Genomic DNA, 15916 nt, shown 5'->3' with positions numbered 1-15916 from the left:
TGAATATTTTTAGGACAGAAAATGCAGATATTATCTTATCCGATGTTCATGACTGTAGTATTTTTTTTATCTGGTTGTTGGTTTCAATCAGATAATAATCAAGTCTCAACACAAACTGCTGTGCAATTATATGGTCAATTAAAGGTGGTCGGCAGTAAAATTACAGATCAACATGGCGACAAGGTATCTTTGGCTGGACCGAGTTTGTTTTGGGGCAACAAAGGATGGCAGCAAAAAGGGCATTATGCACCCGATGAATATTATAATGCGGATGTAGTGGCTTATATGCAGCAAGAGTGGAACGCGCCTATTATTAGAATCGCTATGGGGGTTGAAAGCAGAGGGGGTTACCTTGAAGACCCAATAGGGCGAATGCAAAAAATCCAAGCCGTAGCCGATGCTGCCATTGAGCAGGGTATGTATTTTATTGTGGATTGGCATTCGCATCATGCAGAAGAAAATATTCCACAAGCTGTCGATTTCTTTACCTCAATTGCCAATCAATATGGCAATACGCCTAATATAATTTACGAAATTTATAACGAACCTTTAGCCAATACAGACTGGAATACTGTGATTAAGCCATATGCTGAGCATGTTATTGCTGCAATAAGAAAAATCGACCCTGATAACTTGATTGTTGTAGGCACACAAAAGTGGTCACAAGAAGTGGACAAAGCCGCTGACAATCCAATTTTAGGTGTTGAAAATTTAGCTTACACCTTACATTTTTATGCAGGCACGCATAAACAAGACTTAAGAGATAAAGCTAGTTATGCCATGAATAAAGGTATTGCCTTAATGGTGACCGAGTGGGGTACCGTCAATGCAAATGGTGATGGTGAGGCAAATGTAGATGAAACAAAGCGTTGGATAGATTTTATGCGAGTTAATGATTTATCTCACTGCAATTGGTCATTGCACAGTAAAAAAGAAGGGGCATCTATGTTATCTGTAGGCTCTAAACCCGATGCGAATTGGACTGACGATAACTTTACTCAATCAGGTAAGTTAGTTAAAGAAATAATACGTAATTGGCACAACTATGATTATGCTGGTGCTGAGCAATAGATGTACTTTGCTGTTGTCACTTTTTAAAAGCCTAATATTGGGTATTTAGATCTTGGGGTTAGCGATCAGTTTAGTTCTGAGTTGATAATAAATTTCTAGGTATTGTTTTTATAAACATCATATGTTTAAATGTTCGTAATTGATTTAACAATGTCATAACAATATTGGTTTTGGCTAAATCAGATAACCATTTTTGATAACCCACTTTGAGTGAAATACTTTTTCTTTGGTATAACATCTCAGTTTGTATGATAGGCAGGAAATTATTTTGAATTCAGTACATGCGCACAACAAGGCAATTAATGCCAATTCAGCAAGCCCACATGTAAAGCTAAAAAATATTAACTTTGGGGATTGTACCTGGACTCATGGTTTTTGGGCCGAAAAAACCCAAAAGGCGATTGACGTTATGATCCCATACATGGGGGATGTTTTATGTGGTGATGTAGGTCATGCATTGAATAACTTTAAAATTGCTGCAGGTATGAAAAAAGGCGAGCATAAAGGTATGTATTGGCATGATGGCGACTTTTATAAATTTATGGAAGCGAAAACCTATGCCTATGCATTAACTAAAGAAGCAGCATTGCTGACTGAATTAGATGAATACATAGATATTTTGGCCAAAGCACAAGAGCCTGACGGGTATTTGCAAACACAAATCCAACTATGTGCAGACGCTGATCGATATGAAAATCGTAAATATCATGAAATGTATAACACTGGCCATTTGTTTATCAGTGCTTGTGCCCATCATAGGTTAACGGGACAAAATAATTTTTTAGATTTGGCGATTAAACATGCTGAACTTTTGTATACCATTTTTTTCCCAGATACACGGCACTTCCAACGTTTTGGTTTTAACCAAACCCAAATTATGGGCTTGGTTGAACTATACCGCACAGTGGGCGACGAAAAATATCTTAAACTAGCGCAGAAGTTTATCGACCGTCGTGGCACATACGAAATAGTGCATGACAATACCACTGTGGGTTATCCAATTGGCGACATGGTACAAGAGCGAACCCCACTAAGAGAAGCAACCGATCCGGTCGGTCATGCGGTACTAGCTTTGTATTATTATGCAGGAGCTGCTGATGTCTATGCTGAAACGGGCGAAACCGCTTTAATTACTGCGCTAGATCGTTTGTGGGAAAGTGTTACTCAGAAAAAAATGTATGCAACTGGGGCTGTGGGGCAAACTCACTATGGTGCATCTGCTAACCGAGATATGATCGAAGAAGGTTTCATTGATGATTATATGATGCCTAACTTAACTGCTTATAACGAAACCTGTGCAAATTTATGTAATGCCATGTTCAGTTTTAGAATGTTAGGTATTCATGGCCAAGCCAAATATGCCGACATTATTGAATTAGTCATGCACAACAGTGGCCTGTCAGGTATTAGTGTTGAAGGTAAAGATTACTTTTATGCTAACCCACTCAGAATGTTACACGGTACCCGCGACTATGATGCCCATGCTGATGTGACCGAAACGCCAAACCGCGAAGGTTATTTAGCGTGTTTTTGCTGCCCACCTAACTTAGTGCGTACTATTTCAAATCTATCCGGTTGGGCTTATAGCTTGGCTGATAATGGTGTACACGTTAATTTATACGGCAGTAATAATTTAGCTACCACTATGCTTGATGGCTCTAAGATTAAGTTATCTCAAGACACTGAATATCCGTGGAAAGGTTTAGTTAAACTCACGGTAGATGCATGTAAGTCAGAAGCCTTTGATATTGCTTTACGCGTGCCAGGTTGGGCAACCGGAGTGACTATTACTATTAACGGTAAAGATGCAGGTGTTGAAGCGATTCCTGCCTCTTATGCAATTCTTAACCGTGAATGGCAAGCTGGTGATGTGATTGTGATTGATATTCCAATGGAAGCGACTTTTATTGAAGGGCATCAACGTATCGAAGAAGTGCGTAATCAAGTGGCAATAAAACGTGGGCCAGTAGTTTATTGTGTTGAAACCCCTGATTTACCAGAAGGCGCTAGTGTGTTGGATGTTTATGTCAAAGGTGACACTGAGTTAGCCGTTGACTATCAAGCTGACTTCTTAGGTGGTACTGCTATTATCACTGCTGATACTTACTTACGTTCAACTGAACAAGGGGCGATGTACACCGCGGTTAAAAAGCCAAATTGGCAAGAAAATAAAACTAACTTTGTACCTTATTATGCTTGGAGTAACCGCGGTACCGCCGAAATGTCGGTATTTGTGCCTGTTGTTTGGAAGTAATATTAATTATCTAGGTTTAAAGTACGCAAGTACTAACTATCTATTTTTATAGCTGGGGTAAACTATACATATTAAAAAGCATCACTAAATAATGATGCTTTTTTGTATAATCTCTATTTTGAATAAATCAGATTTCCCTTTATTTTTGCCTTGCTTGTATTTGTTCAGGGCTAAGGCTTTGGGCAAAATAAACCTCTGGGTTATGCACTATGTCAGTTTCTTTTAATTCGTTGCTTTGTTTATTGGCTAACAAGTTACAGTCGAATCGTCCGAGGAAGCTGTGTTTGGAGGTAGGATCCTGTTTATCTGAAAAATGTGATAAGCCCCAGCTTATACCCGCTCCATCATTAGTATCACTAAACGCATCAGGTATATAAGGACCGGCAGCAGTGGGCATCAGTGAGGTAACTGAGGCAAGACTAAAATTAACTCCGTCTGGCGAGTATTGAATAGTGTTGTTTTCGTTACCATTACGTATGGCTAAGTTGGCAATCCCTTGTCTAAACGGGAAATAACAAGTTTCGTGGCCAGAGTTCATAATGGGATTAAGTGGGTGTTTAACAAAAGGCCCCATAGGGCTTTCAGCTATGGCTAAACCATTGCCCACCAAATAATCTGGTCTGTCGCCGTAAGCTGCTTTGTAATATAGGTGAATTTTTCCTGCAAACACTAATAAATAAGGGTCGTGAATAGAAAACTGATCCCATTCATCTTTTGCACCATTGGCCACTACAATTTCATTGCAAGGTGTCCATGGACCATCAGGTGAGTCAGCTGATGACAAGGTTACCGGACAATGATCTCCTTTTAATCCACTGGCTTCCATAAATGCTTGATAGTACAAATAGTATTTATCTTGCCAAACAAGTATGTCTGGGGTCGATACCGAGCGCCAACCAAGGCCTGGTTTATTTGGCCGAGTGACAGCAACGCCTTGCTCTTGCCAAGTAAAACCATCTTGGCTGGTGGCGTACCAAATCTCTGCTAAATCCCAATCAGTCGAAGGTATAACGTCTGTGCATAACTCTGCGCCATTAGGCGGGGTCGGTGTAGCTCGTTTGGTATACCAAACATAATATACGTCATTCACCTTTACTATTTTAGAGGGGTCTCGTCTAGAAACGGTACCATCGTGATTACTGTAGTCAAAACCTGCTAACTTGGTGTATCTAAAGCTAGTAAATAATGGATTGTCTTCGGGCCTAGGCGTTAAATAATTATCGTACAAACGCTCCATGGCCAAACTTAATGGGCGGTCGGGTTTTGCTTGGGGGATATCCCAAGGGAAACCTACAGTTTTTTGCTTAGGCATTTGTCGCTCCACTGGCTTTGGTGCTGCGAAAACGATACAAAAGTACAGCGCCTAATAATGTCACTATCGTTGCAGTAAGTCCTACTACGAATACGCCTTTTTCTGCCAAAAATGATAAACCAAGCATGATCAAACCTGTCATGAAAATACCAAAGCCAATAACTCGGCTACCTTTGTTGTTATCGGTATCATGATCTTGTTGCTCTTCAGGTGCTTCTTGCACGTTTTTAGCTTGTTCTATTTTTGTGTATTCTTCATATAATTCAGCTTGTTCATTTCTCGCTCGTTTATACAATTCAAAAACGGTTAAGAAGAATACTGGAACTAACACACCCACTAACATCTCCTCTGAACGAGACAGTGAGATATCTAATAAACTGGGCGATACAAACTTAAAGAATGCGTTGATAAGTAACGTTAATATACTCGTGCTCAGGATGGTAAAACCATTTTGGAAACGTGAAAACAACAACCAAATTGGTGGTAAGAACAATGCGCCACCGGTGAAGGCTGCCATAGTCATCACCACTTCTACCACGCCGCCCATATAAGGCACTAATAAAGCGACTCCTATAGTGACAAGGCCTAAACAAGCAGTAGCAATACGGCCCACTTTAACTAGGGTGTTTTGACTGGCATTAGGACGAAAAAATTTAAATACATCATTGGTAATGACCCCAGCGGTAATGTTTAGCGCTGTATTGATTGAGCTGGATGTAGCGAAAATCATACCACCTAACATTAAGCCCAGCATACCTATAGGTAATACTGCTTTACACATTAGTAAGTAAGCACCTTCGTCGTCAGTACCAGCAAGGTCAGGATTAAGCACACGATAAATCATAGGTGCCAACATCCAAATAACAGGGCTAATTAAATATAAACCGCCAAATAACCAACCCACCTTTTTAGCATCTTTAGGTGTAGCAACACTGGTATATCGTTGTACGTAAGCCCAATTTCCGGCAATAAAAAATAAATTATATAAGGCAAAAGCAAAGATGAAGCTCCATGAATATTCACCACTAGAAAGAGCGAAAAATCCTTCTGGGGCTTTTTCAATAAAACCAGACACACCGCCGACTTGGTCTAAGGCTAATGGCACCACAATTAAAACCGCAGCGGTAAGTACCACAAACTGTAAAATATCTGTGACTATTACTGCCCATAGTCCGCCAACTGCGGTGTAAAATAAAATAAGTAGACCTAGAGCAATGATGGTACTGACTATTGGTAGGCCTGTGGCCACTTCAATAATTTTCGCTACTGGGTATAAAAATGCGCCTGTAGTGAAGGTAGAAATCACGATAAAAATGCTGGTATATACGGTTTGTACGCGTTGACCTAAGCGATTTCTGATAAATTCGGCGGCAGTGATAACCTTGGTTTTATTCCATTTCGGTGCGATCCAAAAACCAATGATGATCCCTGCTAAGCACATAGTCCATTGAATGGTAATGGCTACCCACCCGTGTTTGTAAGCTATTGAGCCCCATACCACAAAGGTTCCCGCAGAAAAGAAGCTCATAAATAATGATAAACCACTCATCCACCAAGGAAGGGCACCACCTGCGGAGAAAAAGGACTTGATATCGCGACCTGAGCTAGAAAAACTCAAACCACAACCAACAACTAAAAGGGTAAAAATCAGAATAACGCTAATATCTATAATATTCATATTGAAAGCTTATTTTTCTATGTTTTAGTAACCTGAAAAATTTATATGAACTGCATACGTTAGGCATGACCTTGGTTCGAAAATTATTCAGAAATCTAGGTTCAATAGGGTGGGCGTACAATAATATAAACAATATACAATGTCACGTCGTATCTATTATAGTAACAAAGGTATTTTGTCAGAATGTTAAGTTATAAAGAATAAAAAGCCCAACAAAGCTGGGCTAAAATCAATGTATTGGTTAGTTTACTCAGTATTTACTTTGTTAACCAACTCTCTTTAGAGCCATTTAAATAAGCAATATGCCAACCACTTCCCCAGCCGGCTGCCCAGATTACATTGGGATTATATGGATCGGGTTTAGCATCAATAATTTTATCGTAGTTACCTAACTGTTTATTGATTTTATTCCAGCTATTGCCCCCATCTTGCGATAAATAAATGCCCGGATTCATAAATTGTCTATCCATACGCATTTGGTTACCCACAGTGAGCACTAACAAATCTGGATTGACAGGCGATGACTCTACTTGCAGCACTAATGGTGCTTTAAATATTTGTTGCCAAGTATTGCCATTATCCAAGCTACGCCAAGCTCCACCTTCTGCATATTTACCTGTATAGAAACCGCCAGCACTAATATATATAGCTTGAGTATTCCTATCGACAAACACATTGTTGACACTTTTAATCACTGTTGGAATGGTAACTCTGTGCCAATTCTTACCTTGATTGCTTGACTTATATAAGCCTCCTTGGTCATCTGTTGCCGCTGCATATAAAGTATTGGAGTCAGCAGGATCGAAGGTTATGGTACGTAAGCTCGCGCCAGCATGGATCCCTTGGTTGCTACTTTGCCAGTTATAGCCTCCATCGGTCGACTTCATTACGCCATAATCTCCTTTAGTTGGATTACGACGAGGCGCACGATAAATTTCTGAAAATGCATCTCTGGTCATGACAAAATACATATTGTCAGGATTATTGGGATCAATAATCAGTGAGTTCTGCGCTGGCATTAAACCTTTAGGGCCTTGCACAACTTGATTGATTGTTTGGTCTTGGCTTTTGGCAGCATAACCATCGACTTTTTTAATATCATTTTCAACAACTGTGGCTATGTTTTCCCAGCTTTTGCCACCGTCGGTGGAACGACGCAATTTACCTAGGTGTTTTTGACGCCAAGCTAATAAGTAAATGATATTAGGATCCTTGGGATGCACAGCGATAGTTGAGATAGATACCATACCGGTAATATTGGTTTGTCCTTCTATTTGTTGTAAAGCTACATCTTGTTTGTTAGGTAAATCTGCGGCCACCGTTTGCCAAACACCATGTTCACCACTGGCTAATAAACGTCTTTCTGGGATACCTGTTTCCAACAACATAAATCGACCTGGCAAATTACTATCGCCACGGCCAACCCACACATCACTACCAGGTGATACTTCATCATCATCAATTTGTTGCCAAGTTTTTCCTTTATCTGACGATCTGTGGGTTTGTTGCGAGATACTCATAAATACTTGGCCTGCAGAGTTGATAGCTAATAGACGGTTACCCTGGTTTTCTGCGGCATGATCCATTTCTGGTTGTACATGGGCAAAATCAATATTGGTATGAGTGGGATTATTTCGTTTTGCCCAATAATCTTTGTCTTTACCACTGAGCCAGTATTTACCATGACGGGCAACGACTAACCATGTTTTACCACCATCAAGAGTTCGCCATACTTCACCTGGGCCAAAAGTGCGATCGTGTTTTTTGTTGTAGGTAATATATATTTCTTGGCTGTTATTTGGGTTTACTACTATGCGATTGAATACGGGTAAAACAGCAGTGGGTAATTTGGGGAATTGCTCTTTAGCTGCATTAGGACTAATTTCAAACCAGTTCGCTAAAGTACGGTAATAACGTTGAATTTCTTCAGGATAAGAAATTTGAGTTAAATCGAGGGCTAGGTTTCCTGTGATATTTTTCCAGTGTTTACCGCCGTCAGTACTTGTATAGATCCCACCAGAAGAACTGACTGACTGGCCGTCTTTGTTATAGGTGGTTTGTTCAATTAAATATAAGGTGTATTGACCTGTTGCCTTATCGTAATGATAGGTTAAATCGCGAGGAATATTATGGGGTAAACCATTGGCAGCAAACTGCCAATCTAAACCGCCATTACTGCTGTGCATTAAACCACGGTTAGTGGCAGCAATAATTTGTTGCGAGTTTTCTGGATGAACTAAAATTCTGCCAGTATCTAGATCTTCAGGTAATCCTTTTGATATCTTGCTCCAAGTTTTACCTTTATTGGTACTTTTTAGTAAGTAACCATAATCAGCATAGGCCAATTTATTACCTTGGGTACGAGTTATACTTCTATGATTTTCTTTGGTATTCCAAAAATCGCCAGCGCCGATATACCAGAGGTTATCATTACTGGGGTCAACTGATATTTCTGCTAAACGTCTGCCTATTTGTTCGTCATACCAGCCTTTTCTAAAGGCAATCGGATCGTATGGGTCAACACCAACATCTTTATAACTGCCTGCAAGTTCATGTAGTTTTTGCCAAGAGCGTCCGCGGTCTTTGGTTTGATACAGCCAACCATTCCAATCAATCGCCATACCAAAATCTGCATCTTGGTGAGAAAAGTCAATATCCAGTATTCGTTTCATTTCTTGGCCAAGACCATCAGGATCTTGAATGTTATGCCAAGTATGTCCTGAATCCCAACTGCCATAAGCGACATGCATATCAGGACCTAAGAAAATCGCCTTTGGATCGGTAGGGTGAGTCCAGAGTTTTTCGTTATACCCAGACATACCCGGGCCAATGCTTTGCCATTCAATGTTTGGATCTGATGGGGCTTTTGTATTTTTTATTTGTTCAAAAAAATCATCTGTTTGTTTGTTGCTAGAGTATTCTGTTGGACTCGTACATCCAAAATTGACTATGGCTAAAAAACAAAGTGTTAATGCAAAGCGTGTTGGGAAATTTGAGGTTTTCATAAGCTCACTTATCGAGTAATTATTTACAAACTAGTTGAAAAACAGTAAATCGTTAACAATTCCATGGTGGCAATTTACCATTGAAATCCAATGTTTACTATTAAATCGAGGGTGTTTACAATTTATTTACTAGAAGAGAGTAGGGACTATGAGCATGTTACGTTGGCACACTCACAGCATTTTGTATATGGCTAAACTACTTCAAATCAATTACTGATAACGTGTAAGGTTTACTATGTTTGGTATTCAACATGCCTTTACTGACCATTAAATCAAAGTTTGAGATGATCAATTTATCCTCATAAACAATTAAGTCGGCAGGTTGATCTAATTGACCATTGCTACCGTCATTGTCTGGGTAATCCGCGATAATAGAAACCGCTCCTTGAGTATTTACTTTTAATATTTGGTTTTGTGAAAAACCAGCTAAATATAAATTACCTTTTAGATCGATAGCCATGCCGTCTACACCTACAGTATTCGGTACTTGTGCATAAAGTTCTTGAGTCTGTACGCTTTTTTGTTGATCTAATGTCAGTTTATAAATAATGCCGTCACCAAAATCGGTGGTGTACAAATGACCTTTTTGATCAAACACTAAGCCGTCCAATCCAAATTGACGATCAGGGTTTTGAGTTTCTACACTAAAAATTATGTTTTCGTCAGCTAAAGTATTAGTGACCTTAATGTTTCGATCGCTAGCTTTAAATCGATAGACAACACTGGTACTTTTTGTCGTTTTTACTCTGGGCATTTTGGGTTGAGTGGCATATAGATAACCTTGATGGTAGCGCAGGCCATTAGGATTAAGGCCTGATGCAACAATATCGCTTGATACTATTTTTTTGCCTTCGAATGTGAGTTTAAGGATACGCCCATGTTTTGGGCCTCTACTATCTGCTACGTATAAGGCGCCATCTGGTCCGTATGCTAAGCCCATGGGATTAGCTTTATTATTTTTGTCAATTCTTGGCACTGTAGCCAGATGGGTGACGTTTCCGTTTTTATCCAAACTAAATAACTCACCTTCTAATTTTCTATTCGAGTAGTTGGGACACGTTAATGTCAAACTACCATCTGGCGCAATATCAAATGCATCAGGAGTTGGACAATTGTCAGGGAGCTGACTAAAAAGTGTAGCCGTTAGTTTGTTGCTTTCAGCTGGAGCGGATGCGTAAATATTATTACTGGTTAATAATGTAATTAACACTATGTGGCGGACGACTTGTAGCATATTTTTCCTATATTTTAGTTGATTATAAAGTTTACTGGTGTAAAGCAAATGTTAAAAAACAGATTTAGATTGTTTTTATAACACATTAAACATAGTATGTTTAATATAATGATATGTATTGAGGTAAATTGAAAATGGTAAATAATCCAAATTCTAACGTCACACGGTTTTCACTGATTGCTGCTTTTGGTGGATTTGTCTTCGGTTTAGATGCCGCTAATATTTCTGGGGCAATACGGTATGTTAGTTCTTTATTTGAATTAGACAGTATTCAACAAGGGACTGTAGTCGGTTGTGCGTTATTAGGCGTCATTGTTGCACTCTTTTTTACTGGTTCTTTGTGTGAAAAGTTTGGTCGAGCTAAAACTTTATTAGCGATCGGTTTTACTTATTCTTTATCTTCTTTAATTTCAGCCACTGCGGTAAATTACGAGATGCTAGTTATCGGACGCTTTATTGGCGGCGTAGCCTTTGCTTCAATTACTGTGTCGGCTATGTATATAGGTGAGATAGCCCCACCTGAAAAGCGCGGAAAGTTTGTTTCAGTGAATCAATTTATGATTGGGCTCGGGTTATTGTTGGCTTTTGTGATCAACTATTTCTTAATTAAATACATTGATGAAATTAGTTGGATTAATAACGATAACATTTGGCGCTACATGCTGGGTGCAGAACTCGTTGCAAATGCTCTGTGGATTGCATTGTTACTGAAAATTCCAGAGTCTCCACGCTGGTTAGTGATGCAAGGTAGAGAAGAAGAAGCGGCAAAGGTATTTGCACGTATTGCGCCAAAAGAACAAATTACTGGGCTAATAGATAGTGTTAAACAAAGTTTACACAATGAGCCTAAGCTGCCAATTAAAAAGCAACTTAAAGAGTTGTTTAGTGGGCGGATGCGTTTTGTGCTTCTTATTGCAGTGTGTTATGCCATTGTGCAAGGCGCAACTGGTATGAATGCGGTGCTGTTTTTTGCCCCTATGGTATTTGAACAGGTGGGTATGAGTGTTGAAGATACCTTTATGCAAACCATTACCACAGGTGTAGTGGGGTTAATTGCAACCTTTATTGCCATTGCATTTGTTGAAAAGCTAGGTCGTAGGTTTTTAACCTTAGCGGGTTTAGTTTTAGTGGTGGTGGCTCATGGGTCTACTTGGTTTGGTTTTAGTCAGGCGAAATATGTGTTTGATGAAAAAGCCGTGGCCAGCATTGTGGTTGAATTAAAAGCAGAAAATATACCCACCGAAAGTGTTGAACGTTTATTAGGCCGTACCTTTGATAATGATGTGACGCTTAAAACAAAGCTGTCTGAAATGTATAATAAAAAAGAATTACCCATAGTTAGTGGTGTAATTATACATAATAGTGTTGTGGGTATTAACGCACCTTTGGTACTATTTGGTATCTTTGCATTTTTAGCTGCATTTAATTTGTCAATTGGGCCGATCATGTGGGTGATATTTTCTGAAGTATTCCCTAACTCGGTACGTAGTGTTGCTCTGCCTTTTGCTGCTTTAGTGCAAACAATTTCATCATGGTCCATTCAACAATTTTTCCCATGGCAATTAGATAACATGGGGGTGGCGAGCATATTCTTTATTTATGCGACGCTAGGATTAGTTGGATTAATTGTTATGTGGTTTATCTTGCCCGAAACTAAAGGCAAATCGATAGAGGATATTGAGCGTCAGTTAGTTCGCTCTTAAGGTATTAAATAAATATGAAAGATGTTCAAGCTAGTTATCTAGTGGTTGATTGGGGCAGTACAAATTTTCGTGCTTTTGCTATGGACAATAGTGGCAATTTATTAGACACCAAAGAAGCACCCTTAGGTTTGTTGCAAGTTAAAGACAGTAAATTTGCTGAAACGTTAGAAAACTTGTTAGCGGCTTGGTTAGTAAATTATGAGAGTTTGCCCATTTATATGGCGGGTATGATTGGTTCATTAAAAGGGTGGGTGAATGTCGATTATGCGCAAACTCCAGTGGACAGCCATAAACTAATTGAAAAAGCCCATAGTTTCATACTTCCTTGGGGTCCTAAAGCGACTATTTTACCTGGCGTATGTCATAACTATGAACTGGATAATTATGATGTGATGCGTGGTGAAGAAGTGCAACTGTTCGGTGTGGCGAAGTTACTGCAAGTTTCAGAATTTACCGCCATCTTGCCGGGTACACATAGTAAACACGCGACCTATAGCAATGGCAGAATTACGGCATTCGCCAGTTTCTTAACCGGTGAATTTTATTCTGTGTTATCGCAACACTCTCTTCTTGGTAAAGGTTTACCAACTGATGCGCCACAAGATAAACAGGCATTTTTAAAAGGTGTCAGTGATGGGCAGACCGGTCAATTGACTAATCGTATTTTTTTAGCCTGGACTAATCGGTTATTTAAAAACTTAACTGAGGCACAAATACCTGATTATTTATCGGGGTTGCTTATTGGTTATGAATTGAAGGAGTTGCCTATTCAGTTCGTATATCTGGTAGGCGGCAATGCATTGTGTGCTCGATATCAAGATGCGTGTAAGCAACTTGGTGTTAAAAGTGAAATCCTCAGCGGCAATGAATGTTTCTTAGCGGGAATATCAGACCTAGTCGCAGAATTAGAATAAATTATTCGGAATTGAAATGAACAAAAAAATTAATTTAGACGCACATTTACCCCTAATTGCTATCATTCGTGGCGTTACTCCCGAGAAAGTTGTTGCAGTTGCAACTATATTAATTGATGAAGGATTTACAGCGGTAGAAGTACCGCTGAATAGCCCTGAAGCATTAAAAAGTATAAAGCTATTGGTTGATACATTTGGTGAAAATTACTTAATAGGCGCAGGCACAGTAACCACACCTGAGTTAGCTAAGCAAGTTGTGGCGACAGGGGCTAATTTAGTGGTCACGCCGAACTGTAATGAAGAAGTGATTAAAATATCTGTGGCTGCTGGTTGTGCTACTTTTCCTGGTATCGTAACCCCAACAGAAGCCTTTAATGCGTTAGCGGCTGGGGCGACCGGGATCAAGTTATTTCCTATTTCTATGTTAGGTTTAGATGGTTATAAAGCACTGAACTCAGTATTACCTAAAGGTACTTTGTGTTATCCCGTGGGTGGCATTGAACCTACAGAAGAGAGTATGCGCCCGTATCTTGAAATTGGTGCTGCTGGATTTGGTTTAGGTTCAGCTTTGTATAAAGCGACTATGTCTGATGAACAAATTCGCAGTAATGCTAGAAATTATGTTGCTGCTTACAAAGCCTGTATTCAAGGCCATTAATTATAATTAGTAGAACAAATAATGTTTTTACTGGTAAATTAAGGCATATATAAACATAATACGTTTATTATGTGCTTAGTGAATAAGAAAAAGACAATATTATGAGCGAATTAGTTTACTACGATTTAAAACGTGCAGCGAAAATGACACCTAGTTTGTCAATTCAAGTCGCCAGAGAACTGGGCCGACGTATAGTAGCTGGTACATTTGAACCAGGCTCTTTAATTGAAGACGAAAATGCGCTTGCAGATCGTTATCAAGTGAGTCGTGTGGTTGTGCGCGACGCAGTGAAAATTTTAGTGGGCAAAGGTTTATTAGATGTTCGCCGCGGTATTGGTACCAAAGTGCGTCCCCGTAATGAATGGATCTTGTTAGATGACGACGTGTTAGCCTGGCATATTACTGCCACCCCCAAAATTGAATTTATTAGTCAATTGATGGACGTACGTTTAGCTTTTGAACCTAAAGCGGCTAAGTGGGCTGCCGAACGAGCAAGTACAGAAGATTTAAAAGAAATCGATGATGCTTGTATTCGTATGGAACAAGAGACTGGATCTTTAGAAAAGTTCATTGTCGCTGATGCATTGTTTCATAAAGCGGTACTTAGAGCTGCCCACAATGAATTCTTAAATGCCATGGAAGGGGTGATTTATTCTGCCTTATTAGTGAGCGTGCGCATCACTAATCAAGATCCTAGAAATAATAGTGATTCCGTTGCTTATCATAGAGAAGTTTACGAAGCGATTGCAAATAGAGATGGCGGTTTAGCAGAGAAGTTAACTGAGAAATTGTTGAACGATGCATTACGTCGATTAAAAGAATCTTATGGTGATGAGTTAGTCGTTAAATAATTTTAAGATTTACTTTCTGAAAGTTTATTAAGGCCGAATGAATATTCGGCCTTTTTTTGTGCCTGTAATAAGGCACTTTAAGTAACCTGAGTTCTGGATAAGAAATATCGTCCAATCTTAATTTATCATTACAATTCAATAGCTTAATAACATCCATCCAATTCACCTCACATGGTTGCTTACTCGGTGACGAAATTTTTCGTGGATAGCAAGGCGGATTGTCGTACGTAATAACGTGTTATTGCTAGACAATCCAACGCCGCTAGGCACAAAAAGAGCGTTATCGAGAGGTTCGGCTTATCCAGTATTCAGGTTAAGTATTATAAATAATAGCGCTAGCCATCTACCCACTCGTTGAAATACGCACCTCCACTTGTTTTAAAGCATCACCTATCGCCATTTTCCTCATGTTATCAGTAGTAACAAGTGTCGTTTATTTTATACATTATGTTTACATAAATAATACATTAGTGTAAATTCAAACAATATAAAGATATGACCTTTATATTGTTTGGGTAATGAAAATCAATAAAAGTAACGTACAGTGACACTCATTTAAGTTGATGTAGTGTGACTGGAGATAAACACAGTATTAGGAAACGATAATGAAATTAAATTTAGCGCATAAAAATATTTTAACGTCGGCCTGTTTAATTGCTGGGCTGGCTCTTAGTGGCTCCGCATCTGCGGGTCTAATTAATGATGATTTTAGTGATGGATTAAATGGTTGGGGAGGCGATGTTAATTATTTTGACGGGGTTGACGAGCAACAAGCATTTGATGTGAATTTTAGTGATTATGCTAATGCTTTTTCCACAGACGCTAACAGTGTCACCCTAAGCACGTTTGATGCCACGCCTGATGAGCAGTGGGGTGTGTACTTATTTCAGGAATTTGTGGTGGCTGCAGATTCGTGGTTACTTTCATTAAATGTAGATTATTTAGCAGATGATGCCTATGCGACCTTAGTTGATGACAATGGTGATCTACTCCATGACTTTCTAACGCAGGGGTTAAGTGTTGATATTAGTGCTTGGTTAGGCAATTCAGTCGCCCTTGAGTTTGGAGTGGAAGATTTTGATTATGTCTATGATGACTATTTAACCGTATCTGATATTGCAATTAGTCAAAGCACCAGCCCTGTACCAGAGCCTTCTGCACTAGTCTTGTTTTCAATAGCCTTAATAGCGTTAAGACAAAAATCTAAGTCTCGTAAAGTAGCAAGTTAATAGCTTG

11 protein-coding genes are annotated in these 15916 nt (G+C 39.3%); 7 read left to right on the top strand and 4 right to left on the bottom strand.

Annotated elements, in window-relative coordinates; genetic code table 11:
- The first annotated feature begins 21 nt into the window (after nucleotides 1–21).
- Together GQR87_RS17590 and GQR87_RS17585 are read left to right on the top strand one after the other, a co-directional pair.
- The gene (locus tag GQR87_RS17590) at nucleotides 22–1071 is read left to right on the top strand and encodes a glycoside hydrolase family 5 protein (protein ID WP_199271641.1); all 1050 of its coding nucleotides are present in this window, start codon (nucleotides 22–24) and stop codon (nucleotides 1069–1071) included.
- 268 nt (nucleotides 1072–1339) lie between these two features.
- A complete protein-coding gene (locus GQR87_RS17585; protein WP_158971602.1) occupies nucleotides 1340–3325 on the top strand; it encodes a glycoside hydrolase family 127 protein in 1986 nt (661 codons plus the stop codon).
- Between the two features lie 139 nt (nucleotides 3326–3464).
- On the opposite strand, the gene GQR87_RS17580 is transcribed toward GQR87_RS17585, so the two are convergent.
- The 4 genes from GQR87_RS17580 to GQR87_RS17565 form a co-directional block, all read right to left on the bottom strand.
- On the bottom strand, nucleotides 3465–4637 hold the full coding sequence (locus GQR87_RS17580) for a glycoside hydrolase (protein ID WP_158971600.1): 1173 nt from the start codon (nucleotides 4635–4637) through the stop codon (nucleotides 3465–3467).
- Nucleotides 4630–6315 carry a sodium:solute symporter family protein gene (locus GQR87_RS17575; protein ID WP_158971598.1) on the bottom strand — a complete coding sequence of 562 codons (1686 nt, stop codon included), beginning with the start codon at nucleotides 6313–6315 and terminating at the stop codon, nucleotides 4630–4632. The genes GQR87_RS17580 and GQR87_RS17575 overlap by 8 nt, the downstream gene beginning before the upstream one ends.
- A gap of 257 nt (nucleotides 6316–6572) precedes the next feature.
- Nucleotides 6573–9320 (bottom strand): sialidase family protein, encoded by a 2748-nt coding sequence (locus tag GQR87_RS17570; protein ID WP_158971596.1) that lies wholly within the window; start codon nucleotides 9318–9320, stop codon nucleotides 6573–6575.
- 196 nt (nucleotides 9321–9516) lie between these two features.
- Entirely contained in the window at nucleotides 9517–10554 is a 1038-nt protein-coding gene (locus GQR87_RS17565) for an SMP-30/gluconolactonase/LRE family protein (protein WP_199271640.1), read from the bottom strand.
- Between the two features lie 134 nt (nucleotides 10555–10688).
- Here GQR87_RS17565 and GQR87_RS17560 point away from each other — a divergent pair, with 134 nt between their 5' ends.
- The 5 genes from GQR87_RS17560 (at nucleotide 10689) to GQR87_RS17540 (ending at nucleotide 15909) form a co-directional block, all read left to right on the top strand.
- Nucleotides 10689–12257: an MFS transporter gene (locus GQR87_RS17560; protein ID WP_158971594.1), complete on the top strand. Its 1569-nt coding sequence runs from the start codon at nucleotides 10689–10691 to the stop codon at nucleotides 12255–12257.
- 14 nt (nucleotides 12258–12271) lie between these two features.
- The gene (locus GQR87_RS17555; RefSeq protein ID WP_199271639.1) at nucleotides 12272–13171 is read left to right on the top strand and encodes a 2-dehydro-3-deoxygalactonokinase; all 900 of its coding nucleotides are present in this window, start codon (nucleotides 12272–12274) and stop codon (nucleotides 13169–13171) included.
- 16 nt (nucleotides 13172–13187) lie between these two features.
- Nucleotides 13188–13829, top strand: coding sequence for a 2-dehydro-3-deoxy-6-phosphogalactonate aldolase (locus tag GQR87_RS17550; protein ID WP_158971592.1), 642 nt, complete (start codon nucleotides 13188–13190; stop codon nucleotides 13827–13829).
- Between the two features lie 101 nt (nucleotides 13830–13930).
- Complete coding sequence (locus GQR87_RS17545) at nucleotides 13931–14680, top strand: FadR/GntR family transcriptional regulator (RefSeq protein WP_158971590.1); 750 nt, start codon at nucleotides 13931–13933, stop codon at nucleotides 14678–14680.
- Nucleotides 14681–15285: 605 nt separating this feature from the next.
- The gene (locus tag GQR87_RS17540) at nucleotides 15286–15909 is read left to right on the top strand and encodes a hypothetical protein (RefSeq protein WP_158971588.1); all 624 of its coding nucleotides are present in this window, start codon (nucleotides 15286–15288) and stop codon (nucleotides 15907–15909) included.
- The last annotated feature ends 7 nt before the right edge of the window (nucleotides 15910–15916 follow it).

The sequence above is a fragment of the Paraglaciecola sp. L3A3 genome, from assembly GCF_009796765.1.
Classification (GTDB): domain Bacteria; phylum Pseudomonadota; class Gammaproteobacteria; order Enterobacterales; family Alteromonadaceae; genus Paraglaciecola.
Note: the sequence above shows the minus strand (reverse complement) of the source record. Positions and strands in the feature narration are given on the sequence as shown.